Origin of the sequence: Marinobacter azerbaijanicus, assembly GCF_030250645.1 — a bacterium.
In the GTDB taxonomy this organism is placed as follows: Bacteria; Pseudomonadota; Gammaproteobacteria; order Pseudomonadales; family Oleiphilaceae; genus Marinobacter; species Marinobacter azerbaijanicus.
Genome location: NZ_JASSVS010000008.1, coordinates 119823 through 144719 on the forward strand (window position 1 = coordinate 119823; position 24897 = coordinate 144719).

Annotated in this window: 20 protein-coding genes and 2 tRNA genes; 13 read left to right on the plus strand and 9 right to left on the minus strand. The window is 57.2% G+C overall.

Annotated elements, in window-relative coordinates:
- Nucleotide 1: 1 nt before the first annotated feature.
- The 7 genes from QPM17_RS15780 to pyrF all read left to right on the plus strand — a co-directional run bounded on the left by QPM17_RS15780 (nt 2) and on the right by pyrF (nt 7450).
- Complete coding sequence (locus QPM17_RS15780) at nt 2–2230, plus strand: bifunctional prephenate dehydrogenase/3-phosphoshikimate 1-carboxyvinyltransferase (RefSeq protein WP_285391811.1); 2229 nt, start codon at nt 2–4, stop codon at nt 2228–2230.
- Nucleotides 2230–2910, plus strand: coding sequence for a (d)CMP kinase (gene cmk, locus QPM17_RS15785; protein WP_285391812.1), 681 nt, complete (start codon nt 2230–2232; stop codon nt 2908–2910). The genes QPM17_RS15780 and cmk overlap by 1 nt, the downstream gene beginning before the upstream one ends.
- A gap of 131 nt (nt 2911–3041) precedes the next feature.
- Nucleotides 3042–4736 carry a 30S ribosomal protein S1 gene (gene rpsA / locus QPM17_RS15790; RefSeq protein ID WP_285391813.1) on the plus strand — a complete coding sequence of 565 codons (1695 nt, stop codon included), beginning with the start codon at nt 3042–3044 and terminating at the stop codon, nt 4734–4736.
- 130 nt (nt 4737–4866) lie between these two features.
- Nucleotides 4867–5163 carry an integration host factor subunit beta gene (locus tag QPM17_RS15795; RefSeq protein ID WP_007154691.1) on the plus strand — a complete coding sequence of 99 codons (297 nt, stop codon included), beginning with the start codon at nt 4867–4869 and terminating at the stop codon, nt 5161–5163.
- Between the two features lie 71 nt (nt 5164–5234).
- A complete protein-coding gene (locus QPM17_RS15800; protein ID WP_285391815.1) occupies nt 5235–5537 on the plus strand; it encodes a LapA family protein in 303 nt (100 codons plus the stop codon).
- The gene (gene lapB / locus QPM17_RS15805; RefSeq protein WP_285391816.1) at nt 5537–6706 is read left to right on the plus strand and encodes a lipopolysaccharide assembly protein LapB; all 1170 of its coding nucleotides are present in this window, start codon (nt 5537–5539) and stop codon (nt 6704–6706) included. Before QPM17_RS15800 ends, lapB begins: the two co-directional genes overlap by 1 nt.
- A gap of 33 nt (nt 6707–6739) precedes the next feature.
- The gene (gene pyrF, locus QPM17_RS15810) at nt 6740–7450 is read left to right on the plus strand and encodes an orotidine-5'-phosphate decarboxylase (RefSeq protein WP_285391817.1); all 711 of its coding nucleotides are present in this window, start codon (nt 6740–6742) and stop codon (nt 7448–7450) included.
- Between the two features lie 686 nt (nt 7451–8136).
- Here pyrF and QPM17_RS15815 read toward each other — a convergent pair.
- Together QPM17_RS15815 and QPM17_RS15820 are read right to left on the minus strand one after the other, a co-directional pair.
- Nucleotides 8137–8212 (minus strand) — tRNA-Asn (locus QPM17_RS15815).
- Between the two features lie 69 nt (nt 8213–8281).
- A complete protein-coding gene (locus QPM17_RS15820) occupies nt 8282–9466 on the minus strand; it encodes a pyridoxal phosphate-dependent aminotransferase (RefSeq protein WP_285391818.1) in 1185 nt (394 codons plus the stop codon).
- Between the two features lie 221 nt (nt 9467–9687).
- Between QPM17_RS15820 and uvrB the strand changes: the two genes are divergently transcribed.
- Nucleotides 9688–11724, plus strand: a complete 2037-nt coding sequence (gene uvrB / locus QPM17_RS15825) for an excinuclease ABC subunit UvrB (protein ID WP_285391946.1) — start codon at nt 9688–9690, stop codon at nt 11722–11724.
- A gap of 349 nt (nt 11725–12073) precedes the next feature.
- On the opposite strand, the gene rimI is transcribed toward uvrB, so the two are convergent.
- Nucleotides 12074–13204 (minus strand): ribosomal protein S18-alanine N-acetyltransferase, encoded by a 1131-nt coding sequence (rimI, locus tag QPM17_RS15830; protein WP_285391819.1) that lies wholly within the window; start codon nt 13202–13204, stop codon nt 12074–12076.
- Between the two features lie 242 nt (nt 13205–13446).
- On the opposite strand from rimI, the gene QPM17_RS15835 reads away from it, so the two are divergent.
- Complete coding sequence (locus QPM17_RS15835; RefSeq protein WP_285391820.1) at nt 13447–14946, plus strand: RimK family protein; 1500 nt, start codon at nt 13447–13449, stop codon at nt 14944–14946.
- Here QPM17_RS15835 and QPM17_RS15840 read toward each other — a convergent pair.
- Nucleotides 14943–16121: a cation diffusion facilitator family transporter gene (locus tag QPM17_RS15840; protein WP_285391821.1), complete on the minus strand. Its 1179-nt coding sequence runs from the start codon at nt 16119–16121 to the stop codon at nt 14943–14945. The genes QPM17_RS15835 and QPM17_RS15840 overlap by 4 nt on opposite strands.
- Before the next feature lie 406 nt (nt 16122–16527).
- Between QPM17_RS15840 and QPM17_RS15845 the strand changes: the two genes are divergently transcribed.
- A complete protein-coding gene (locus QPM17_RS15845; protein WP_285391823.1) occupies nt 16528–17547 on the plus strand; it encodes a quinone-dependent dihydroorotate dehydrogenase in 1020 nt (339 codons plus the stop codon).
- Nucleotides 17548–17741: 194 nt separating this feature from the next.
- On the opposite strand, the gene rmf is transcribed toward QPM17_RS15845, so the two are convergent.
- Nucleotides 17742–17951, minus strand: a complete 210-nt coding sequence (rmf, locus tag QPM17_RS15850) for a ribosome modulation factor (RefSeq protein WP_027831734.1) — start codon at nt 17949–17951, stop codon at nt 17742–17744.
- Nucleotides 17952–18274: 323 nt separating this feature from the next.
- Here rmf and rlmKL point away from each other — a divergent pair, with 323 nt between their 5' ends.
- A complete protein-coding gene (gene rlmKL, locus QPM17_RS15855) occupies nt 18275–20458 on the plus strand; it encodes a bifunctional 23S rRNA (guanine(2069)-N(7))-methyltransferase RlmK/23S rRNA (guanine(2445)-N(2))-methyltransferase RlmL (protein WP_285391825.1) in 2184 nt (727 codons plus the stop codon).
- Here the strand turns inward: rlmKL and QPM17_RS15860 are convergent.
- Together QPM17_RS15860 and QPM17_RS15865 are read right to left on the minus strand one after the other, a co-directional pair.
- The gene (locus QPM17_RS15860; protein WP_285391827.1) at nt 20442–21068 is read right to left on the minus strand and encodes an outer membrane beta-barrel protein; all 627 of its coding nucleotides are present in this window, start codon (nt 21066–21068) and stop codon (nt 20442–20444) included. The two genes, rlmKL and QPM17_RS15860, sit on opposite strands and share 17 nt — an antisense overlap.
- A gap of 108 nt (nt 21069–21176) precedes the next feature.
- Nucleotides 21177–21662 carry a hypothetical protein gene (locus QPM17_RS15865; RefSeq protein WP_285391829.1) on the minus strand — a complete coding sequence of 162 codons (486 nt, stop codon included), beginning with the start codon at nt 21660–21662 and terminating at the stop codon, nt 21177–21179.
- A gap of 112 nt (nt 21663–21774) precedes the next feature.
- Here QPM17_RS15865 and QPM17_RS15870 point away from each other — a divergent pair, with 112 nt between their 5' ends.
- On the plus strand, nt 21775–23067 hold the full coding sequence (locus QPM17_RS15870) for a M18 family aminopeptidase (protein WP_285391948.1): 1293 nt from the start codon (nt 21775–21777) through the stop codon (nt 23065–23067).
- A gap of 1 nt (nt 23068) precedes the next feature.
- Here the strand turns inward: QPM17_RS15870 and QPM17_RS15875 are convergent.
- Nucleotides 23069–23144 (minus strand) — tRNA-Asn (locus QPM17_RS15875).
- Nucleotides 23145–23217: 73 nt separating this feature from the next.
- Between QPM17_RS15875 and QPM17_RS15880 the strand changes: the two genes are divergently transcribed.
- The gene (locus tag QPM17_RS15880) at nt 23218–24183 is read left to right on the plus strand and encodes a YheT family hydrolase (protein ID WP_285391830.1); all 966 of its coding nucleotides are present in this window, start codon (nt 23218–23220) and stop codon (nt 24181–24183) included.
- Between the two features lie 9 nt (nt 24184–24192).
- Here QPM17_RS15880 and QPM17_RS15885 read toward each other — a convergent pair whose 3' ends face one another.
- Entirely contained in the window at nt 24193–24825 is a 633-nt protein-coding gene (locus QPM17_RS15885) for an arylesterase (RefSeq protein ID WP_285391831.1), read from the minus strand.
- Nucleotides 24826–24897 lie beyond the last annotated feature (72 nt).

A 24897-nucleotide genomic window follows, 5' to 3' on the forward strand; every position in this document is an offset into this window, starting at 1 on the left:
AGTGCCCGAGGTGCAGCCACTGTTCCAGCGTGTTGCTGTCATTGGCCTTGGTCTGATCGGCGGCTCGCTGGCCCGGGCCATCCGGGAAAACGGACTTGCCGTAACCGTGGTCGGTGCCGACAAGCGCGGGGACGAGCTCGCTCTTGGCAGGGAGCTGGGCATTATTGATGAGGCCGCCGGATCTGTCGCCGAGGCAGTGGCCGGCAGCGACCTGGTGGTGCTGGCAGTGCCTGTCAGGGCCGCGAAGTCTGTGTTGGAAGAGATTCGGCCACACCTTGGCAACAACGCCGTGTTAACGGATGTGGGCAGTACCAAGACCAGTTTCATTAACGATGTGCGCGAGGTATTTGGTGAGCTGCCGGCCAGGGTGATACCGGGCCATCCAATTGCAGGTTCTGAAAAAAGCGGTATCCGGGCGGCCAATCCGGCGCTGTTTGTGAATCACAAGGTGATCCTGACCCCACCGGAGAACGTCAGTCAGCCGGATCTGGACAAGTTGAAGGCACTTTGGGAAGGTTGCGGCGCAACGGTGCTTACCATGTCGGTGGCGTATCACGACGAAGTGCTTGCCGCCACCAGCCACCTGCCGCACCTTATAGCCTTTTCACTGGTGGACACGCTGGCTGGTGAGGATGAGAATCTCGATATTTTCCGTTACGCGGCAGGCGGCTTTCGGGACTTCACCCGTATTGCAGCCAGCGACCCGGTGATGTGGCACGATATTTTTCTCTCTAATCGTGATGCGGTGCTACGGGTGATTGATCATTTCACCCACGATCTGGATCAGCTCCGCACTGCCATTGCTGATCAGGACAGCACAACCCTGTTGCGGGTTTTCAGTCGCGCCAAGGCGGCGCGGGAACATTTTTCAAAGATGCTTTCAGGACAGGCTTACGTGACAAACAACAGTCAGAAAAAGGTAACGTTCCGTCTTCAGCCCGGTGGCCGGATTTCCGGCGAGATCCGCGTGCCGGGCGATAAATCCATCTCTCACCGCTCCATCATGCTGGGCGCTCTCGCGGATGGCATTACTGAAGTGAAAGGCTTTCTGGAGGGCGAAGATAGTCTTGCCACCCTGCAGGCCTTTCGCGATATGGGCGTCACCATTGAAGGGCCGGACGAAGGCTTTGTTCGTATTCATGGTGTGGGTATCAATGGCCTGCAGGCACCGCGCGGGCCGCTCTATCTGGGCAATTCGGGTACTGCCATGCGCCTGTTCTCAGGGTTGCTGGCAGCGCAGCCGTTCGATTCCGAGCTTACCGGCGACGATAGCCTCTCCAAACGCCCCATGGGCCGGGTGGCCGATCCACTTCGTGCCATGGGCGCGGTGATCGACACCGCTGAGGGTGGGAGACCGCCGCTGAAGATACGGGGTGGCCAGGTGCTGACCGGTATTCATTATGAAATGCCGGTTGCCAGCGCCCAGGTAAAATCCTGCCTGCTGCTGGCCGGGCTCTATGCTGAAGGTGTGACCTCGGTGACTGAGCCGGCGCCCACCCGGGATCATACCGAGCGCATGCTGGAGGGCTTCGGCTACCATGTACACCGCGATATGGCCACGGCCAGCGTTACCGGTGGCGGGCGCCTGACTGCAACTGCCATCGATGTGCCCGCAGATATTTCCTCGGCAGCGTTCTTCCTGGTTGCCGCCAGCATCGCCCCCGGTTCAGACCTGACCATCCGCCACGTGGGCATGAATCCGACCCGGGTAGGGGTAATCAACATTCTGCGTCTGATGGGTGCCAATATCGAAGTGCTTGAAGAGAGAGTGATTGGTGGTGAGCCGGTTGCCGATCTTCGTGTTCGCTCCGCAGATCTGAAGGGCATCGATATTCCCGAAGACCAGGTGCCTCTGGCTATTGACGAATTTCCGGTACTGTTTATCGCTGCAGTGTGTGCGCAGGGCAGAACGGTGCTCCGTGGGGCTGAAGAGCTCCGGGTCAAGGAGAGCGACCGCATTCAGGTGATGGCCGATGGCCTGGGCGCCCTGGGCGTCGAAACCACGGTCACGCCAGACGGCATTGTTATCGACGGTGGCCAGGTCATGGGCAGTGGTACCGTCAACAGCCACGGGGATCATCGCATTGCCATGGCGTTCTCGGTGGCTTCATTGCGGGCCGAAGGCAACATCGAAGTGACGGATTGCGCCAATGTGGCAACCTCTTTCCCGGGTTTTGTAGACCTCGCCAGGCGCACGGGCATCAATATCCTGGCCGAAGGGGCTGACTGATGGCTGAAGACAAGGCACCCGTTGTCACGGTTGACGGCCCGGGCGGCTCGGGGAAGGGTACCATCACACAGATGCTGGCCCGAAAGCTGGGGTGGCACCTGCTGGATAGCGGAGCACTGTATCGCCTGACTGCCCTGGCTGCAGAGCGCAAGGGTGTGTCGCTGGACGATGAGCCCGCGCTGGTGGACGTTGCCGCCAATCTGGATGTGGCGTTTGAGCCAACGCCGCCGGGTGAGCCGGTTAAGGTGCTGATGGACGGTACGGACGTGACCGCAGATATACGTACGGAAACCTGTGGCGACAACGCGTCGAAGGTCGCCGTGATGCAGCCGGTGCGGGACGCGCTGCTGCAGCGCCAGCGCGATTTCCGCAAGCCCCCGGGGCTTGTGGCGGACGGCCGCGATATGGGCACGGTGGTGTTTCCGGACGCGCCGGTGAAGATATTTCTGACCGCCAGCGCCGAAGAGCGTGCGCAAAGACGTTACAGCCAGTTGAAGGACGCGGGGGTCGATGTTAATATTGATGCCCTTTTAGAGGAGATACGGGTGCGCGATGAGCGGGACATGAACCGCGCCGCCGCCCCGCTCAGGCCCGCGGATGATGCGCAAGTCATTGATTCGACAGGTCTGAGTATAGAAGAGGTGCTAGTCAGGGTTATGGCCGCTGCAGGTCAGGCCTGACTACACCTTTTTGTCGTTGAAATTCCGGATTTGGCGTTATCGGCCAGCCACTGGCTGAATCCGGATCGAAACTAACAGACCGTGTTGCTGGTAGCACGGAGTAAACTTGCGTTGATCACATAGGACACATAATGAGCGAGAGCTTTGCGGATCTTTTTGAAGAAAGCCTAAAAGAAATTGACATGCAACCGGGTTCCATCGTTCAGGGAACCGTAGTTGACGTCGATAACGACTGGGTCACCGTTAACGCCGGACTGAAGTCCGAGGGCGTTATCCCCGCCTCCCAGTTCCTCAACGAAAAAGGCGAGTTGGAAGTTGCTATTGGCGACGTTGTTGACGTAGCTCTCGACGCTGTTGAAGACGGCTTCGGCGAAACCCGTCTGTCCCGTGAGAAAGCCAAGCGTGCAGAAGCCTGGAAGGTACTCGAGAAGTCCTTCGAAGCTGAAGAAGTGGTTAAGGGTGTTATTAACGGCAAGGTCAAGGGTGGTTTCACCGTCGATCTGGCTGGCATCCGTGCCTTCCTGCCGGGCTCTCTGGTAGATGTTCGTCCGGTTCGCGACACTGCGCACCTGGAGAACAAGGAACTCGAATTCAAGGTTATCAAGCTCGACCAGAAGCGTAATAACGTGGTTGTTTCCCGCCGCGCCGTTCTGGAAGCTGAAAACAGTGCCGAGCGTGAAGCTCTGCTCGAAACCCTGACCGAAGGTCTGGAAATCAAGGGCATCGTCAAGAACCTGACTGACTACGGCGCGTTCGTGGATCTGGGTGGTGTTGACGGCCTGCTGCACATTACCGATATGGCCTGGAAGCGCATCAAGCATCCGAGCGAAATCGTCAATGTCGGTGACGAGATCAACGTAAAGGTTCTGAAGTTTGACCGTGAGCGCAACCGCGTATCTCTGGGTCTGAAGCAGCTGGGCGAAGATCCCTGGGTGGATATCAAGGGTCGTTATCCGGAAGGCACCAAGGTTACCGCGCGTGTAACCAACCTGACCGATTACGGCTGCTTTGCTGAGCTGGAAGAAGGTGTTGAAGGTCTGGTTCACGTGTCCGAAATGGACTGGACCAACAAGAACATCCATCCGTCCAAGGTCGTTCAGGTAGGCGACGAAGTGGACGTGATGATTCTGGATATCGACGAGGAGCGTCGTCGTATTTCCCTGGGTATCAAGCAGTGTGTACCCAACCCCTGGGAAGATTTCTCCAGCAGGTTCAACAAGGGCGACCGCATCTCCGGCAAGATCAAGTCAATCACTGACTTTGGTATCTTCATCGGCCTGGACGGTGGCATCGATGGTCTGGTTCACCTGTCAGACATCAGCTGGAACGAGACTGGCGAAGAAGCTGTCCGTGAATACAAGAAGGGCGACGAAGTTGAGACCGTTATCCTGTCTGTTGATCCCGAGCGCGAGCGTATCTCCCTGGGTATCAAGCAGCTGGAAAGCGATCCGTTCGCCGAGTTTGTCCAGCTGAACGACAAAGGCTCCATTGTTAAGGGTACGGTATCCGCTGTTGACGCCAAGGCAGCCACCATCACCCTGAACGACGAAGTTGAAGCCGTTCTGAAAGCCTCTGAAATCAGCCGTGACCGTGTTGAAGATGCACGCAACGCGCTGAACGAAGGCGACGAAGTAGAAGCCAAGATTATCAGCATTGACCGTAAGAACCGCGTCATCAACCTGTCTGTGAAGTCCAAGGACGTTGAAGACGACAAGCAGGCACTGGAAGGTGTTCGTGCGAAGACGGCTGAATCTTCCTCTGGTGCGACCACCATCGGTGATCTCATCAAGGAGCAGATGCAGCAGCAAAACGCCAATAAGGAATAAGTTTTCCGGTTGGTATAAAAAAACGGGCTCTAAGAGCCCGTTTTTTTTGTGTTTTTTTCTGGTTTGGCTAAACTAGAGCGAGGAGCTGGTAACCGGCTATCCAATAATAATGTGAAGAGGGATGAGCCCAATGACGAAATCTGAACTGGTAGAGCTGATTGCGTCCAAACAGACGCAGCTTTCAGTGAAGGATGTGGAACTGGCTGTAAAAACAATAATTGAACACATGTCCCAGTCACTGGCGGATGGCCAGCGAATCGAGATCCGCGGTTTCGGCAGTTTTTCACTGCATCACCGGGCAGCCAGAACCGGGCGCAATCCGAAAACCGGCGAAGCTGTTCAGTTACCGGCTAAGTTTGTTCCGCACTTCAAGCCAGGTAAGGAATTGCGGGAACAGGTTAACGATAGCCTGAAAAAGGGTTTCTGATTACCCTTTCGGGAAAAGATTCTAACCAGGTCCTGGTGTAAACCATCGGGCCCGCGTGGAGCGTTGCGACTATGGCCGGATTACAGAAGGTCCTTCTCATTCTGCTGGTGTTGTTTCTGGTTCTGGTGGCACTTGTTTTTTCCCTCAATAATCAAATGGCTGTCTCCCTCAACTTCCTTCTTTTCGAGACTGCGCCCCACGGCATTGCGGTCTGGATTATTATGTCCTTTGTGATCGGCGCTTTGATTGGAGTTCTGATTACCATGCTTGCAACCGTTCGCACATCGGTTTCCCGTCGCAAACTAGAGAAACGACTTGCTCGCACCGAGCAGGCATTGGAGAAATCCAGGGCCCAGAACGACCGGACGCTTTAATGGATATAGTACTTCAGTGGCTGCTGCTGACCGTTGCAGTGGCTGCAGGTTGGTTTGTCGGGCGTATGGGCAACACCCGGGACAGCTCCAAAACGCCCATTTCGGATGAAGAATCGGTCAAGGACCGCCTGCAATTCCTGTTCACCAACTACTCCGATCAGGCGGTAGAGAATTTTGTCCAGTCTCTGGCGGTCAATAAAGAAACTGTGGGACTTCATCTGTCCATCGGTGCCCATTTCCGCCTCAAGGGCGAGACTGATCGTGCGATCCTGATTCATCAGAATCTGCTTGCCCGTCCCGAACTGCCCGCCCGCTATTCACAGCAGGTCACATACGAGCTGGCCATTGACTACCTGAACGCCGGACTGCTGGACCGGGCGGAAGCATTGCTCCAGCAACTCATGGGAGACAGGGAGTACGGTCGCAAGGCCTCGCTGCAACTGATCGAGCTATACCAGCAGGAAAAAGAGTGGGGCAAGGCCGGACAGGTAGCCCGGACGTTGACCACTGGAAACCAGGATGGCGGCATATACAAGATGCTGGCCTACATTACCTGTGAGCTGGCGGAAGATGCTCTCAAGCATGACGATCGCTGGATGGCCCAGAAACTGGCCAAGGAAGCGCTGGAATACGACAGTTCCTGTGTCAGAGCCACGTTCATCATGATGAAGCTCCTCGTTCGTCAGGGTAATTACCGGGATGCGGCTAATCAGAGCCTGAAGGTTTTTGGTCAGAACCCCGAATTCGGCTCCGAGGCTGTCGACCGTCTGATGAAGCTTGAAAGAGAGCATGGCGATGTGGGGCGGCTGGTCAAGAAACTTGGCAAATTATACGAATCCTGGCCAAGCACCAGTCTGTTGCTGGCGCTGGTGGAAGCGGTTGAACGTACTTCCGGTCGTTCGGCGGCCATTGAGCTGCTCCGTCGTGAGCTGGAGGTTCGCCCCAGCGTTCGTGGTTTGCTGCGGCTGGTGGAGCTGGCAGGCTACGAAAAAGGCATGACGACTGACGAAGGCCGTCTGGTTAGCCGCATTGGTCATCTGATACTGACGAACCGGCCCATTTACAGATGTGTGAACTGTGGTTTCTCCGGGCAGCAACTGCACTGGTTATGTCCCAGTTGCAAGCAATGGGAAACCGTTCGCCCGATCCAGGGTGTGGAAGCCGAATAATCCGATAACACGACATTCTTCAGGAAACCGACTGTGCAAAACCCCGACTCTCCCCAAATCATTGTGGCCCTGGATTTTCCATCAGAGCAGCCGGCGCTGGCCCTGGTTGACCAATTGGATCCGGCCAAATGCCGTCTTAAGGTGGGCAAGGAACTCTTCACCCGTTCCGGCCCGAGCCTGGTCAGGGACCTCCAGGGCCGCTGTTTCGATGTTTTCCTGGACCTGAAGTTTCATGACATTCCCAACACCACTTCGGCTGCGGTGGCGGCCGCTGCGGATCTTGGCGTGTGGATGGTTAACGTGCATGCCTCCGGCGGCGAAAAAATGATGACTGCCTGCCGCGAACGGCTGGAGAGTTTCGGCAAGGAGCGGCCATTGCTGATTGCGGTCACCGTGCTGACCAGCATGGGAGCCGAGGACCTGGCCGCGATCGGTATCGCGGGCTCCCCGGAAGCTCAGGTTTCCCGTCTGGCAACCCTGACCCGTAACTGTGGCCTGGACGGCGTGGTCTGTTCAGCGCAGGAAGCTCCGGCACTGAAAGCGGAGCAGGGCGCCGATTTCAAACTCATCACACCAGGCATCCGCCCACTGACTGCCGAAAAGGGCGACCAGCAACGCATCATGACACCCACGGACGCCCTCAAAGCCGGTTCTGATTACCTGGTCATCGGCCGCCCGATAACCCAGGCTGCAGACCCTCTGGCGGCGTTGGAGGCTATTCACTCTGAGGTGATTGGGCTCTGATTTTGGTTCTTGCCTTTAGTCTGGCCCTAGCCTGATGGTGTGGTGTTTCGGTGCGGTGGGGGCTCCCTCCCAAAAACCGCTTCTAGTACATCCATGTACGCTTGAGCTCCGCCATCCATGGCTCCGCACATTTTTGTGAGGGAGCCCCCACCGCACCGGTTTTGACATCTCTGATATCGCCGTAAAAGGAACGTAGAACGTAGGTCGGATTAGGCGAAGCCGTAATCCGACAAACCGAAGGCACGTTCGATTTGTGAGTGGTCCGCCATTTGTCGGATTACGCTTCGCTAATCCGACCTACCTGTTGAAGACTTCCGACGCGATAACTCCAGAGGTTCAAACAGGTGAGGTAGGGCTTCCTTTCCAAAAATGTGCGGAGCCAGGGATGGCGGAGCCCAAGCGCACATGGGTTCGGCCGAGCGCTTATGAAGCGAAGCTTCATGCGACAGCCGAACGACAGCAATCTACGATTGCTGGCCGGACCCCGCAGGGGTGCTTGTAGCGTTTTTTGGAAAGGAAGTCCTACCTCGCCGTGGCGCCACATTGGAAGGCTGGGGGGCCAGGCTGACGGGTATTGTCGGATTACGCTGCGCTAATCCGACCTACGGGTGCTGGAGGCGAATGAAGTGGTTGGGCTGGAACGAAAAAAGCCGCTAATCCAGAGGACTAGCGGCTTTTCGGAATAGTGGCTCCCCGAGCTGGGCTCGAACCAGCGACAAACGGATTAACAGTCCGTTGCTCTACCAACTGAGCTATCGGGGAACGTCGTCGTGTGACGAGGCGCGTATATTAAGGTTACCCCAACGCCTCGTCAACCCCTTGCTGGAAATTTTAGCCGAGGGCTTTCTGCAGGCGCTCAATTGCCTGCTTCAGGGTGTCCAGGCTGGTGGCGAAGCTCAGGCGCATATGGCCAGGCGCGCCGAAGGCGGAACCGGGTACCAGGGCAACGCCCGCTTCCTTCAGCAGCTTTTCGGCAAACTCCACGTCGTTGCTGACATCGGGATCCGCCTCAATGGCGCCCTGGAAGCTCGGGAATACATAAAAGGTGCCATCGCCGTGCAGGCACTCAACGCCTGGCAGGGCGTTCAGGGCTTCTACCAGATAGTCGTGGCGCTCCTTGAATGCGGTAACCATTTCCTGAACACAGTCCTGTGGGCCATCAAGGGCCGCGGTGGCCGCCGCCTGGGAGATGGAGGCCGGGTTGGAAGTGCTCTGGGACTGGATCTTTTTCATGGCGCCGATAATCTTTGCCGGACCCGCGGCATAGCCGATGCGCCAGCCCGTCATGGAGTAGGCCTTGGAAACACCATTCAGCACGAAGGTGCGGTCGTACAGTTCTGGTGTCGCATTCAGGATGTTGCAGAACGGCTGGCCGGTCCACAGGATTGGCTCGTACATGTCGTCGGTGGCGATCATGATCTGCGGGTGCTTTTTCAGCACTTCGCCAATCGCCTTTAGCTCGTCCAGGCTGTAAGCCATGCCGCTGGGGTTGGACGGGCTGTTGATCACGAACAGGCGGGTACGCTCGGTTATGGCGTTTTCCAGCTGTTCCGGGGTGATCTTGAAGCGGGTGTCGGCGCCGGTTTCGATGATGACCGGCTTGCCTTCGGCGACCAGTACCATGTCCGGATAGGACACCCAGTAGGGAGCCGGGATAATGGCTTCATCACCCTTGTTCAGTGTGGCCAGGGCGAGGTTGAAAAAGCTCTGTTTGCCACCACTTGATACCAGTATCTGGTTGGCTTCGTATTCCAGCCCGTTGTCCCGCTTGAACTTCGCAATGATCGCCTTCTTGAGGGCGGGCGTACCATCCACGGCAGTGTACTTGGTCTGGCCGTTGTTAATGGCCTCAATGGCTGCCTGCTTGATGTGGTCCGGGGTGTCGAAGTCCGGCTCGCCAGCGCCAAGGCCGATAATGTCCTGGCCGGCCGCGCGGAGTTCCGCTGCCTTGTTGGTGACTGCGAGGGTGGGAGAGGGCTTGATTGCCTGTACTCGGCTGGAAAGTTGAAGGTCCAAACTTGCGCTCCTTAAAGCTGCGTCTGATAGGGCTCCGGCGGATGTGAGGTAGTGGATTTCACCATGTTCAGGCCGCCTTGAATGGCACAGATGGTACCATGATGCCTGCGTGACGATAAGTTTCTCTGCAGATTGCAACCTTTGCAACCGGCTATCCAACACAAAATTGATTGAACGGAGGATGTCTCCCGACTATGGCCACTTCAGAAACCGGCGCGCTGATGAAAGACGGTGCTTTCAAGGTGGATTCCCCGTTCCAGCCTGCGGGCGATCAGCCCAAGGCTATTGATGGGCTGGTGGATGGTATTCGCTCCGGGCTGGCGCACCAGACATTGCTGGGTGTGACCGGTTCGGGCAAGACGTTCACCATTGCCAATGTTATCCAGCAGGTGCAACGGCCAACCATTATCATGGCCCATAACAAAACCCTGGCAGCCCAGCTGTATGGGGAGTTCCGGGAATTCTTTCCGGACAATGCGGTGGAGTACTTCGTTTCCTACTACGACTACTACCAGCCGGAAGCCTATGTGCCGTCGTCCGACACCTTTATCGAGAAGGACGCCTCCATCAACGAGCACATTGAGCAGATGCGTCTGTCTGCCACAAAGGCGCTGCTTGAACGGCCGGACGCCATCATCGTGGCAACGGTGTCGTCCATTTATGGTCTGGGTGATCCCAAGTCCTACCTGAAAATGATGCTGCATCTGGACCGGGGTGACCAGATTGACCAGCGCTATATCCTCCGGCGGCTGGCTGAACTGCAGTACACTCGTAACGATGTTGAGTTTCACCGTGCCAACTATCGGGTGCGAGGTGACGTAATTGATGTCTTTCCGGCGGAATCCGAGAAGGAAGCTATCCGTATCGAACTGTTCGATGACGAGGTGGAAAATCTCAGCTACTTCGATCCCCTGACCGGAGAAGTGCTGCGCCGGGTGCCAAGAGTTACGATCTACCCGAAGTCCCATTATGTAACGCCAAGGCAGACGGTTCTGGATGCGGTGGAACACATCAAGGTGGAACTGGATCAGCGCTTGCAGCAACTGCGTGATAACAACCGCCTGGTGGAGGCCCAGCGGCTGGAGGAGCGTACCCGTTACGACATCGAAATGATGCTGGAGTTGGGCTACTGCAACGGCATCGAGAACTACTCGCGCTATCTCTCCGGGCGCCAGCCGGGTGAGGCACCGCCGACACTGTTCGATTACCTGCCGCCCGACGCGTTGCTGGTAGTGGACGAATCCCATGCCACCATTCCCCAGATTGGAGCCATGTACAAGGGCGACCGTTCCCGCAAGGAAACCCTTGTAGAATACGGCTTCCGACTGCCGTCGGCCCTGGACAACCGGCCCATGCGCTTTGACGAGTGGGAACGGATAGCACCGCAGATGCTGTTTGTCTCGGCGACCCCCGGCAACTACGAAGCCGAACATTCAGGGCAGGTGGTTGAACAGGTTGTCCGGCCAACCGGCTTGCTGGATCCGGAAATCGAGGTTCGTCCGGCGTCCACTCAGGTGGATGATCTGCTGTCGGAGATTCGCCTGCGTACCAACGTCAACGAACGGGTGCTGGTGACCACACTCACCAAGCGCATGGCCGAAGACCTCACCGATTTCCTGATGGAGCACGACATCCGCGTGCGTTACCTGCACTCGGATATCGACACGGTCGAACGGGTGGAGATTATCCGCGACCTGCGCCGGGGTGAGTTTGATGTACTGGTGGGCATCAACCTGCTTCGTGAAGGCCTGGACATGCCGGAAGTGTCACTGGTGACCATCCTGGACGCCGACAAGGAAGGCTTCCTGCGCTCCGAGCGCTCGCTGATCCAGACCATTGGCCGTGCCGCGCGTAACCTCCATGGCAAGGCAATTCTCTATGGCGACCGGATCACCGGCTCAATGCAGCGGGCAATCGACGAGACCGAACGCCGCCGTGCAAAACAGGCCGCCCACAATGAAGAGCACGGCATTACGCCACAGGGCCTGAACAAGAAGATCGCCGATATCATGGAAGGTGCCGGTGGTGGCAGTGGCCGCGGTCGCCGCAAGGCCGAGCGTCCCGGCGAGAAGGCTGCCGAGGAAGCCGAGAGGTACCGTGCGAAGACTGGCAATCGCTCTCCGGAGGAGATCCTCAAGGAGATCACCCGTCTGGAAGACGATATGTACAAGGCCGCCGCCGACCTGGATTTCGAGACTGCAGCTCGGTTGCGGGATGATATTTCGGAGCTTAAAGAGGCGGCTTTGCGGACCGGTTAGTTCGTGCTTACGTAGCCTGCTGCATTGGGGAGTTTGCCGCCCGGCCGGTGACCCTTTGCAAAACACGCCCACAAGCACGTCCATGTGGGGCTCGGTCGCGCCATCCCTGGCGCTCCACGGTTTTGCAAAGGGTCACCGGCCGTGCTTGTTTTGGCATCGGCGTTATCGCCCTGGTTCACGTAGGTCGGATTAGGCGAAGCCGTAATCCGACAATTTCTGTGTCCCCTCAAAGGCCATACGTGCCTATGATTTGTCGGATTACGCTTCGCTAATCCGACCTACGTGGAAGTATTCACGGGCGTTTCCTGAACAGGGGTTCCCCACCTTGTGTAACCACCAAACCCTCAGGCTAATTGGTAGCCGAAGAATCCCGCTTAGGCCCAACAATAACCGCAGCCTGCAAAGGCTGGTTCTTGCCATATCGCGACATGCGGTCGAACACGCGGCGGTCTATTGGCAGGTATTGCTTGTCAGCGACGGTTTCACCGATCTCCGTATCAATCTCCGGATCGTGCAGGTACACGAACTGGTCGTCGATGGCGCACACGGTTACCCAGTGGGGAACGCGGCTGCGGTTGAGCTGCCAGGTGCTGATCAGGATCACCGGTATACGGCCGTCATGGAGTGCGGCCTGCATGCCGTCCAGGGTAAGGGGGTCGTGGTGCAGTTCGATGCCAGTCTGGCCGATGTCGTGGAGGAAGCCCTCGTGCACCAGTTCCAGAACCCGCTTCTTATCGTCGTTGCGAACCGTGTCCTTGAATAGCGCGCCCTCTTTGCTGATATAGGCGCTGGCGTGGAACCCCCGGTGCCAGGCAGCCAGTGCCAGGCCGTGGGGGCCGCAGCCGCCGTGGCCGGCGAGCATGAAGATGGTGGTGGCCTCACGCCAGAGCTTCAGCTCTTCCAGTGTGGTCATGGGCTGCTGCTCGTCCAGGGTTGCCATGGCCATGATCAGGGCCGCTGGGCCACATGAGAACTCCGTGGTCTGGGGATAATAGGGCACCGCCGGAAATTCCCGCGATGGAGCGTAGAACAGGATGCGGCGCTCAAAGCGCAGGGCGGTGCCGTGGTCTTCGTAGTAGTCCCGATAGGTACCGAACTGACGATAGCCCAGGCGTTGGTATAGGCGTATTGCCGGGGTGTTATCTTCCCGTACCTCCAGTCGCATCACGATACGGCCGGCTTCAACAGCGGCGGCTTCGGCGTGGCGGACCAATTGTTCACCGATGTTACGTCCGCGTTCCGAGGGGGATACGGCAATGGAATAGATTCGCGCCAGTCGTGTGGCCGCACTCATCAGCACCAGGCAGTAGCCCACCAGTTCCTCACCATCCAATGCAACAATCAACCTGTCCCTGGGCATGTCCAGGAAACGGCGGAAGCTTCGGCGGGAAATGCGGTCCTCGGTAAAACAGCGGTCTTCCAGCTTCACCAGAGCGTCCAGGTCTTCGCTGACGGCGTGACGGTATTGAAGTGATGTCATGGTTACGAGGCTCTGGGTAACGCAAAAGTGGCGGCTTGGCCGGGTTCAGCTCTGTTGGCTATTATGGGGGAGTGCCGACCTCGCCGGAAGCAGGCAATTATGCGTAAAAGCACGCATTTTTTACTAATTGTAGGCCGACGGTTTCCGGCGTATTGTTGCGACATTGTACAGGACCGGGCGCCTTGCGCCCGACCTGTTTACCCTCTGCTATACGGCACTGCCTTCATGGAGGAATGCCTCTGATGTCTCGTTTGCTGATTGTTGTTGATCGTGCCAGGGACTGGGCGCCTTATTACCCCAGCGAAGACGTGCTGACCTTTGACCAGTATCTGCAGTTTACAGCGCCGGCGTCCAGCCGGGTGCGGGTCATCAATCTTTGTCAGAGCGCCCGTTACCTCAGCCGTGGCTACTATTGTTCGTTGCTGGCGGAGGCCCGCGGCCATCATGTTGTGCCATCGGTAATAACCCTCAACGACCTCAGCCGCAAGGGACTGTTCTCCCTGCAGCTGGATGAACTGGATGCCAGTGTTATTAACTGGCTCGAGGCGTCCGGTTCTGAAATTGATCCGGCTTCTGACGAGAAGAACGCGACCCATGAAGTGCGTATCCGCACTTATTTTGGCCAGGCAGAACATGCTGACCTGAAGCCGGTCGCGCGGGCGCTGTTTGACCGCTTTCCCTGTCCGATTCTGGAAGTGGTCTTTCGCCGGGGGAAAACCTGGCAGATTGCCTCCATGAAGCCGGGTTGTCCGGCCGACCTCAAAGGTAAAGAACAGGATGACTTCGCGGCTGCGTTTGACCGCTTCAGCAGTATGGTCTGGCGAAAGCCCCGCACCCGCCGTCGCTATCGCTTTGATCTGGCTATGCTGGTCAATTCCGAAGAGGCAATGCCGCCAAGCGACAGGGAAGCTCTGAACAAGTTCGAGAAAGCCGGTCGTAAACTGGGCATCAATGTGGAGCAGATCAGCCGCCGGGACTACATGCGGTTGCCGGAATACGACGGCCTGTTCATTCGCGAAACCACGGCCATCGACCATCATACCTACCGTTTTGCCCGCAAGGCCGAAGCCGAGGGCATGGTGGTCATAGATGACCCGGTGTCCATCCTGCGTTGCACCAACAAGGTCTATCTGGCGGATCTTCTGAATAACAACCGGATACCCACGCCGAAAACTCTGATCCTTTCCAAGGACCAGAAAGATAGCGTTGAGCAGGTCATCCGCGAGTTGGGCTTTCCTGCGGTTATCAAGATACCCGACGGCGCCTTCTCGCGAGGCGTTACCAAGGCTGAGGATGAAAAATCCCTGCGGGCTGGTCTGAAGGAGCTGTTCAAACAGTCTGCACTGGTGCTGGCCCAGGAATACCTTTATACCGACTATGACTGGCGCATCGGTGTGTTGGGCGGCCGTGCTATCTATGCCTGCAAGTATTTCATGGTGCAGGGGCACTGGCAGATCTACCAGCATGGTGGCGCCGAAGTGGACAGTGGTGGTTTCGAAACCATGCCGACCTATGAGGTGCCCCGGAACGTGATCCAGGCGGCGCTCAATGCAACCCGGCTGATCGGTAACGGGCTCTACGGAGTGGATATAAAGCAGTCCGGCAACCGGGTGGCTGTCATCGAGGTGAACGACAACCCCAGCATCGACGCGGGGGTAGAGGACCGTTTTCTGGGGGGAGAACTGTATACCCTGATCATGCAGGAGTTCCTGTCCCGCATGGAAGACAATCGCCGCCGTTAGGTGGTCAGATGGTTGTCCGTGTGAGCGTGCCAGATTCGCAGGCTGCCAAACCATGGGTAGCGTTCCAGCTCCCGGCTGATTCGGCGAGCATCCGGCAGCTCTTCGGATTCGGGAATCTCCATAAACAGTTCCATATGGACCTTGTTACGCAGATAGTGGAGTCTCAGCCGGCTGTTGGCCGGCAGCTTGTCGATGTGCTGGTCCAACCGCTCCCGGATCTCCTGTCGGCTGGGCAGTTGCTCTGAAGTCTGGGGATGGTCCTCGTCGTTCTCGGCATCAATGTGGAAATTGATATCCAAGATATTGTCCAACTGCTCCCGCATTGCGGCTACTACCTGCATTCCGATCTGATGCCCCTCGGAAACACTGATTTCAGGTCGCACCACCAGGTGAATATCCAGCATTATGTCGTGACCCATCCGCCGGCTACGGAGCTCGTGAACGTTCCGCACACCGTCAATGTTGGTAGCGACTTCCTTGAGCATTCTGGTGTCTTCCGGAGAGAGGCCAGTGTCTACCAGCTCTTTGACGCTGTCCCAGGTAAATTTCCAGCCAATGCGAATAATAATGATGGAAATAACAACAGCAGCCAGGATATCCATCCAGACGTAGCCAAGCATGGCGCCGGCCGTGGAAAACAGCACAATGATGGATGAAAATGCGTCGGTACGGCTGTGCCAGGCGTTGGCAATGATCAGGTCAGAGCGAATTCTGATGCCTACGTGACGGGTGTAGCGGTAAATCCATTCCTTGCTACCAACCGATATCGCAGCGGCCACCAGAACAGGCCACTCGGGAAGGTTCACGGCGCTTTCTCCCATAAGCCGAAGCGTGTTGTCCCACGCCAGGGCTGCACCAACCGCAATCAGAAAACTGCCCAGCACCATGGTGCCCATGGTTTCAATGCGCTGATGTCCGTAGGGGTGGTCAGCATCGGGACCTTGACGGGACACACGCATGACCCCCAGAACCACAATATCCGAGGCGACATCACTGAATGAGTGAATACCATCCACCAACAGGGCCTGGGAATGAAACAGTAGTCCGCCGATTACCTTGATGACGCCCAGAACGGCATCAAGGACCATGCCAATCACGGTCACCCGGGAAGCGGCTCTGAGTTCCGCAGTCAGGTTTTCCTGATGTTCTGAGGCCCGGCTCTGGTGGTCTTTCATTAATTTTCTCCAGCGGCTGAGATAGCCAGTATAACGATATTTCCGATTGACTTTGTAACAAGCCTGGCAAAGCCAACCCTGGATGATTTATGCACATGCCTGCGAGCTGGCTTCAAGGTGACATCTCGTATCGTCTCTGCCGTCACCCTGATAAAAACAAGTTTAACCTATTGAAAACATTGAAAAAATAAACTGGTTAAAAAATGATCAATCTGTAGACTGGCGCGGATATCAAGGGTTCGACGGGGTTGCCCCGCGATTTTCAACAGGGTTATCCACAGATTCCGTGGAAAAGGTCACAACACCTTAACGCTACAGACATTTAGCTGTCATGTGAGTGGTGTAAGGCGATGCTGTGGAAAAGTTCCGGTATACTCCGCGTCATTCTCGATCAGGGAGATTCTGTATGTACGGCATTATGCGTGAACTACTGTTCCGGCTGCCACCGGAAACTGCCCATAACCTGACCCTGTCCAGCCTGGACGTGGCCGGAAAGCTTGGATTGCTCAATACATTTGTGAGCCGGCCGGCGCCGCTCCCCGTGCGGGTAATGGGCCTGGATTTCCCGAATCCGGTAGGCCTGGCTGCCGGTCTGGACAAGAATGCGGATCATCTGGACGCCCTGGGGCAGTTGGGTTTCGGGTTTATTGAAGTGGGCACTGTCACGCCCCTCGCCCAACCGGGCAACCCCAGGCCGCGCATGTTCCGGCTTCCTGAGCATCAGGCCATTATCAACCGGATGGGTTTCAATAACCACGGCCTTGATCATTTGCTGGAGCGTGTGGACAGGCGTCATTACGACGGTGTACTGGGCATCAATGTCGGCAAAAACAAAGTGACGCCCAATGAGGAATCGGAATCGGATTATCGCAAGGGTATTGCGGCTGTATACTCCCGTGCCGATTACATCACCGTGAATGTTTCATCCCCCAATACGCCCGGACTGCGGGATCTTCAATTCGGTGACTCACTGAAAGGCCTTATGTACGCCATCAAGGATGAGCAGGCCCGTTGTGAAAAAGAGCATGGTCGTTATGTGCCTCTGGCGGTGAAAATCGCTCCTGATATGGATGATGATGGAATAGGTTTTGTGGCTGCGGCCCTGAAAGAGTCGGGGCTGGATGGGGTTATCGCCACCAATACCACTATCAGCCGCGAAGCCGTTGCCGGGCACAGATATGCAGACGAAGCCGGCGGTCTGAGCGGTGCCCCGGTGCGGGAACCTTCCACCCGGGTGATCCAGGCGCTTTACGCAGAGCTGGGGGATTCATTGCCCATTATCGGGGTAGGCGGTATTACGGATGGTGACAGCGCAGCTGAAAAGATCCGGGCCGGGGCAAAGCTGGTACAGGTGTATACCGGCTTTATCTATCGCGGGCCGGCACTGATAAGGGAATCGGTTGAGGCAATTCGACGTCTGGGATGAGGGTTTCTGGCAACCGTGGGGGCAGAAATAAGGTGGGCCCGCTAAGCGGGCCCGTGCGGGGAACGAACCCCGTGGCGCTTCATCGCATGGTACGGGTCGGGAGGACCCGTTTGGTTTGCTCTGAGTACTGCGTCAAATTGTGTTGTTGATTATTGAAAGATCAGATTAAAGATTCGGGGCTTTGGCAAACACCGTCATGCAGTTACGTTTGCCAGTTTGTGGATACCGGATACGCCGGTCATGCCCTCCCATTGATCTGTGCGGCCTTCTCGCCACCCGTTGAGCCACTCCTGGCGAACTTCCGGCTGTTCCAACGGGCAGCTGTCTTTTGCTTTACCGGACACGCCGGCCAGATAACCCCGTTTGAATGCACGAGCGTACATATCTCTTTTCTGTCTTTTCATGCCGTTCCTCACTAATGGATTAACAGAACAAGCGTGTACACATCTGCAGTGGCCGGGACTTGGGACAACCCTTCCGGGGTAACCCACTATTGTCACGTGTGGCCAGAGCAGTCAGGATCCTGTTAACAGAGAGCTTTTTTTTCGGCTCCCCGGAACGACGCGTCACCTACAAGGTAAGACTAAGCCAGCGCCCTTGTACACTATTTATTTCATCTAGATGAAGCTTCTCTTATAGTTGTGTGACATAACAAATCCGTGAAAACCGTGGAAATCGCGCTAATCCCACGGCCTTAGCTACACCAGTAACGACTCAGGAGTCGCACGTGTCAGACCTTAACTTTTTCGTAACCTGCCCGAAGGGCCTGGAGTATCTGCTGGAGGACGAACTGCGTACCTTTGGCATGGACCCGGTCCGCAATGCGCCGGCAGGCGTCTGGGCCAACGGCAACCTGGAGAGCGGCTATCGTGCCTGTCTGTGGTCGAGGCTGGCGAACCGCGTCATTCTTCACCTGGCGGATGTAGACGCCACCTCTGATGAACAGATGCTCGGTGGCGTGACCGATCTTGAGTGGCAGCAGCATATTCCGGCAAACGGCAGTTTCCGCGTCAACTTTGTGGGCCAGAATGAGGCCATCCGCAACACCCAATACGGTGCCCAGCGCGTAAAGGACGGCATTGTCGACCGTTTGCGTAGCGCCAGTGGCCAGCGGCCTTCGGTGGATGCAAAGAACCCGGATGTGACGGTTTCCGCCCGCCTCAATCGCGGCAAGCTGTCGGTGGGCGTTGAGCTCAGTGGCGACAGCCTGCACAAGCGCGGCTATCGCACCGAGAAAGGTGCTGCGCCGCTGAAGGAAAACCTGGCGGCGGCCTTGCTGATTCGATGTGGCTGGCCGGACATGGCAAAAGCGGGGGGTGATTTCATCGACCCCATGTGTGGCTCCGGCACGCTGGTGATCGAGGCAGCCATGATGGCCCTGGACCTGGCGCCGGGCCGCAAGCGCGAGCGGTTCGGTTTTGAGCGCTGGCTGGGTCACCAGCCTGATCTTTGGCTGGCGTTGCGCCAGGAGGCCGAGAAGCGTGCCTATGAAGGCAAACAGGGCATCGATGGCCGTATGCCCCTGTTTCTTGGGTTCGACCAGGACAGGGGGGTTGTCCAGACAGCCAGAAATAACCTCCAGCGCGCGGGCCTTGAAAGCATCGTAAAGGTTGAGCAGCGGGCTGTTGATGAGTTCACCCGAGGCGAAGACTGGGCGGCACAAGGTCTGGTGCTGGTGAATCCACCCTATGGCGAGCGTCTGAGCGAACGTAAAGAGCTGGGCAGTCTGTATCAAAGTCTGGGCGAAGCCGTAAAGGCCTCACTGCCCGGCTGGCGGCTGGGGGTGTTCACCGGCGCCCCGGAATACGGCAAATCCATAGGGTTGCGTAGCTACAAGCAGTACCGCCTTTACAATGGCAAACTGCCGGCCCAGCTGCTGCTGTTCAATGTGGACGATGTCAGCGCCATGACGCCGAGGGAACCGGATGTGCCAGGGGAGGTGACGCCGCGGATCGCAAACGAGGAGCGTGCCGCCATGCTGCGCAACCGTCTCCGGAAGAACCTGAAAACGGTGGGCCAGTGGGCCCGCAAGCAGGGCATTGGATGCTATCGCCTGTACGATGCGGATATGCCGGAATTCGCCCTGGCTATCGACATTTACGAGGGCCGCGTGCATGTCCAGGAATACGCGGCTCCCAAATCTGTCGATGAACGCTCTGCCCGGGAGAGATTGGCAGAAGCACTTGCAGTGATCCCGGAAGCGATTGGTGTGGATCGTGAAGCTATGGTCTGCAAGCAGCGCCAGCGGCAGACCGGCACCAGTCAGTACGAAAAGCAGGCGGCCAGTGGTGAATTCTTCAACGTTCACGAGCATGGTTGCGTGCTGAAGGTGAACCTCAAGGATTATCTGGACACGGGTCTGTTTCTTGACCACCGCCCGGTCCGGCACTGGATTCAGCAGCATGCCGCTGGCAAGCGGTTTCTGAACCTGTTCTGTTACACCGGGGCGGCCACCGTTCACGCTGCGGTGGGCGGCGCGACGCGTTCACTGAGCCTGGATATGTCGAAGACGTATGTTAACTGGGCGCAGGAAAATCTCGCACTTAATGGTGCCGATCTGACCCATCACCGGGTGGAGCAGGCGGACTGCCTGGCCTGGCTGGCTGGCAAGCCGTCCGCTGACCAGCGGTTTGACCTGATCTTCATGGACCCGCCCACCTTCTCGAACTCTGCCCGCATGGCCGGGGTGCTGGATATCCAGAAGGATCATGGCCGGCTGATCCGGCAGGCGATGCAGCGGTTAACATCTGAGGGATTATTGATTTTCTCGACCAATTTCAGGCGCTTCAAACTCGATGAAAGCCTGGAGGACGAGTTTGCCATTGAAGAGGTGACCCGCGACACGCTCGACCGGGACTTTCAGCGCAATGCGCGGATTCACCGCTGCTGGCACATCAGAACTCGTATTTGAAACCTGTAGAGAACTGGAAGGTATTGGCGCCGGTTTCGGTATCCTCAAACAGCCGGCCGCCTTCCAGGACGATGAAACCGTTATCGACCACTTCGAAATCCATGCCAAGGATCCAGCTGACGCTGAACGAGCTGTCGGGGTATTCGTCTGCCAGTGAGGCGTAGGGAGAGCGGTCATCCGGGTCGGCTTCGCGCGCCTTGCCGAGGGGAGTCAGAGTGGCTACCCCGTCAATATGGGAAAATCCGAACTGGGCGTAGGCATTGGCGTAGTTGGTGATGGGGTAATGGCCGCCAATGTACCAACTGGCAAAATAATTGATGTCCAGTTCCAGCTCGTTGTCGATTTCACCCGTTGTGGTGCCCGCGCCCGCGCGGATCTCAACATGAAAATGGTCTGAGATGTGTGTCCCCAGTACCATTGAGCCCGTGGAGGACCAGGTTGTTTCAAGAGTACTCTGACCCACGGAACGGTGATTAAGGGCAGTGGCCAGTATCCCGATATAGGTCATGCCTTCGCGCGATTTCTTATTCTGGGCGATGGCCGTTGTGGCGGTCAGCAGGGCTGCCGTTAGCAGGGCAGCCGTGGAGATATGTCGCAACAGGGTGTTCATTGTTATCAGGCTTCCTGGCGTTGTCGGATTCCGACAGATTCTGCCTTCTGTAACTGTTTGTTACGTCGACACAAGTCACAGTTCGCCCTGCTCGCGGGGTTGTACTATTCAGGTCTGGTCGAAGAGTCCCTCTTCGCGGGCGATGAGAAGTAACGCATAGACCCCATTTTCCGGAAGCTGAGGTTCAAGGCCCTCGTCTGACAACAGCTGACGGCGGCGGTCATCAAGGTCTTCCCGGGGCATGGTGGTGATGAGTTCCTCAACGCCGGCGATTTCGAAGGGGGCATCCATGCTGACGGCGGTGAAGATAAGGTCCACCAGAATTTCATCCGGGTCCATGCCGTCAACGTAAACGGTCTGGTCGGGCAGATCCTGGTGGAGCTCCTGGGCCAGCTCGATCAGCGGCACGCCCTGTTCCTCCAGATAAAGGAGGTCAATGTCGCCAAGATCGGCATCTTCGGGAATCCATTCGTCGGCAGGCGCGATGACGACCGTTTTCATCTGTCCGTCTTCCAGCGACCAGGCCATGGCCACGGGAAACAGCACGTCGTCGGTCTGGCAGTATTCGATATCGAGAAAACGTGGTGCGGGCAAGGTACACTCTCCGGGTAGCCGGGCTGCACTCTGGCAGCCGTTTTGTACGGATATGACGTCGGGCGCCATCATGCCATACTGGCGCCGCAATTATCAGTTTATCAGGAACATCATGGAACACGCTGAATTTAACAACCATCTGATTGAATTTCTCAACGCTTCGCCCACACCCTGGCACGCAGTCGCAACCATGAAGCAGCGGCTGGATGAGGCCGGTTTCAAGGCCCTTGACGAAAAAGAGGACTGGAACCTGGAGGCCGGCGAGGGCTACTACGCCATTCGTAATGGCTCCTCCATTGTCGCCTTCCGTACCGGTCGTCGGGACGTTGCCGAGGCGGGGATTCGCATGGTTGGCGCCCACACCGATAGCCCCTGCCTGAAGGTCAAGCCAAACCCTGAGTTGCGACGCAAGGGGTTTTTCCAGCTGGGTGTGGAAGTCTACGGTGGCGTGTTGCTGAATCCCTGGTTCGACCGCGACCTGTCCCTGGCTGGGCGAGTGACTTATGTGGATGGGTCCGGCCGGGTGAGCGATACACTGGTGGACTTCCGCAAGGCCGTTGCATACATCCCCAGCCTGGCCATTCACCTTGACCGGGAGGCCAACAGCAACCGCACCGTCAATCCGCAAACGGACCTGCCGCCCGTGCTGATGCAGGTTCCCGAAGATGACACTACGGCTTTTTCTGACCTGCTTTCGGAGCAGCTTTCCAGAGAGCAGCCAGGTATAGAGCTCCGCAAGATACTCGGCTATGAGCTCGGTTTCTACGATGCCCAGCCGGCGTCATTCGTTGGGCTGCGGGACGATTTTATTGCCTCGGCACGGCTCGACAACCTGCTGAGCTGTTACATCGGGCTTCAGGCACTGATCGACTCTTCGGGAGACGAGCCTGCCCTGCTGGTGTGTAATGATCACGAGGAGGTGGGCAGTATGTCCGCTGAGGGCGCCCAGGGCCCGTTTCTGTCTTCGGTTCTGGATCGCTGGTGCGGCAAGAGCAGGGCGCGGGCCATCGCACGCTCCATGATGATTTCGGCGGACAACGCCCACGGCATTCATCCCAATTACATGGACCGGCACGATGAGAATCACGGCCCCATCCTGAACCAGGGACCGGTGATCAAGGTCAACCACAACCAGCGCTACGCAACCAACAGTCGTTCAGCCGCCTTGTACCGCCATATCAGCGATGAGCTGGATCTGCCATACCAGACCTTTGTGGTGCGAAGTGACATGGGGTGCGGCAGCACGATTGGCCCACTGACCGCTGCCAACCTGGGTGTGACAACACTGGATATTGGCGTGCCACAGTTCGGCATGCACTCTATTCGGGAGATGGCTGGAACCAGGGATGGTGTGACGCTGTTCAGGGTGCTGCGGGCGTTCATGCAGCGAGAGGAAGTGCTTTAGGTGGCTCCCCGAGCTGGGCTCGAACCAGCGACAAACGGATTAACAGTCCGTTGCTCTACCAACTGAGCTATCGGGGAACAAAGTCGGAATGGCGCGCATGATAGGGGCTTTCCCCGGCGGCGTCAACCCCATGAATTGAAAGGTTAAATTTTGTACTACCGGTCTTTGGATTACAAACCACCGCTCTGGCTGCGTAACGGCCATATTCAATCGGTATGGCCGACGCTGTTCCGCAACGTGATAATTGCGGAGCCGGAACGGGAGGTATTGCCCACCGATGACGATGACGAACTACATCTCGACTGGTACCGCCAGGGTAGTGATCGGCTGGCGGTATTGTCCCATGGCCTGGAAGGGAATAGCCAGCGCCCATATATGCTTGGGCTGGCGCGTGCGCTGTTGAATGACGGCTGGGACGTGCTGGCCTGGAATTTTCGCTCCTGTGGCGGGGTGATGAACCTTCAACCCCGCTTCTATCATAGCGGTGCTACCGCAGATCTGGACCGGGTGGTCCGGCACGGGTTGGGCAAGGGCTATAAAACGGCATTCCTCTCCGGTTTCAGTATGGGGGGAAATCTGACCCTGCTCTATCTGGGGCAGCAGTCAGAGCAGGTGGACAGCCGCATTTGCGGCGCCGTCACATACTCTGTGCCCTGCGATCTGGCTGGCAGTGCCGATACCCTGGCCCTGCCCAGCCGTCGTATCTACATGCAGCGCTTTCTGCGGGACCTGCGGGAGAAGATAGAAGAGAAATCAAGGCTTTTCCCCGATCTTATTGATCTCGAAGGTTTTGACAATATTCGCAGCTTCCATGAGTTTGACGACCGCTACACCGCGCCGTTGCATGGTTTCCGGGATGCGCAGGATTACTGGGCCAGCTGTTCCGCACTATGGAAACTGAAAGACATTCGTGTGCCTTCGCTGATCGTTAATGCCGCCGACGATCCGTTCCTGTCCAGAAAGTGCTTCCCCGAATCCCGCCTGCAACTGGGAGCACATGTCCGGCTGGAGTCACCTCGTTGGGGCGGGCATGTGGGTTTTGTCGAGCATGCCCTGGACGGCTATTACTGGTCCGAGCGCCGGGCCGTCGCACATGCCGCGGCGCTACTGGCATAACGCAGGGGCTTACTGGCGCAGCATTGGCTCCAGCACAGGCCAGACGTTGTCCAGCAGCTGACCCTGGGCCTCGGCCGTCGGGTGAATGTCATCACCCTGCATCATGTCTTCCTGGTCGTAGATCCCTTCCAGGAAAAAGGGAACCAGTTCTGTATCGTGTTCCTGCGCCAATTCCGGGTAGATGTCAGCGAAAGCACGGGTATAGCGCTGGCCATAATTCGGGGGAATCTGCATCCCTATCAGCAAAGCCCGGGCCCCTGTTTCATTCACCTGTTCGATCATACTGGCGAGGTTCTTGCGGATGACACCCGGGGGAAATCCACGAAGTCCGTCATTGCCGCCCAGTTCAATGATGACAACATCCGGGTCGTTTTTATCCAGCAATTGGGGCAGGCGACGCAGGCCGCCGTCGGTGGTTTCGCCACTGATGCTGGCATTCACCACCTGCCATTGGTCCAGACCTTCCTCGTCAAGCCGCTCCTTCAGCAGCGTCACCCAGGCTTCCTCGGTCTGCACGCCGTAGGCTGCACTGAGACTGTCACCTACAATCATCAGCGTGTTCCGGGCGGCTTGTGCTTGCACACCGACACAAATTAAAGCGAGGAAAAGTATTGATCTGAGACGTAAAAATACCGTATGCATACAGGATATGTTTCCAATACAACCGTGGTGGAGAGCCCGTGAGCGACCTAAGTGATCACAAACCGGATAGTC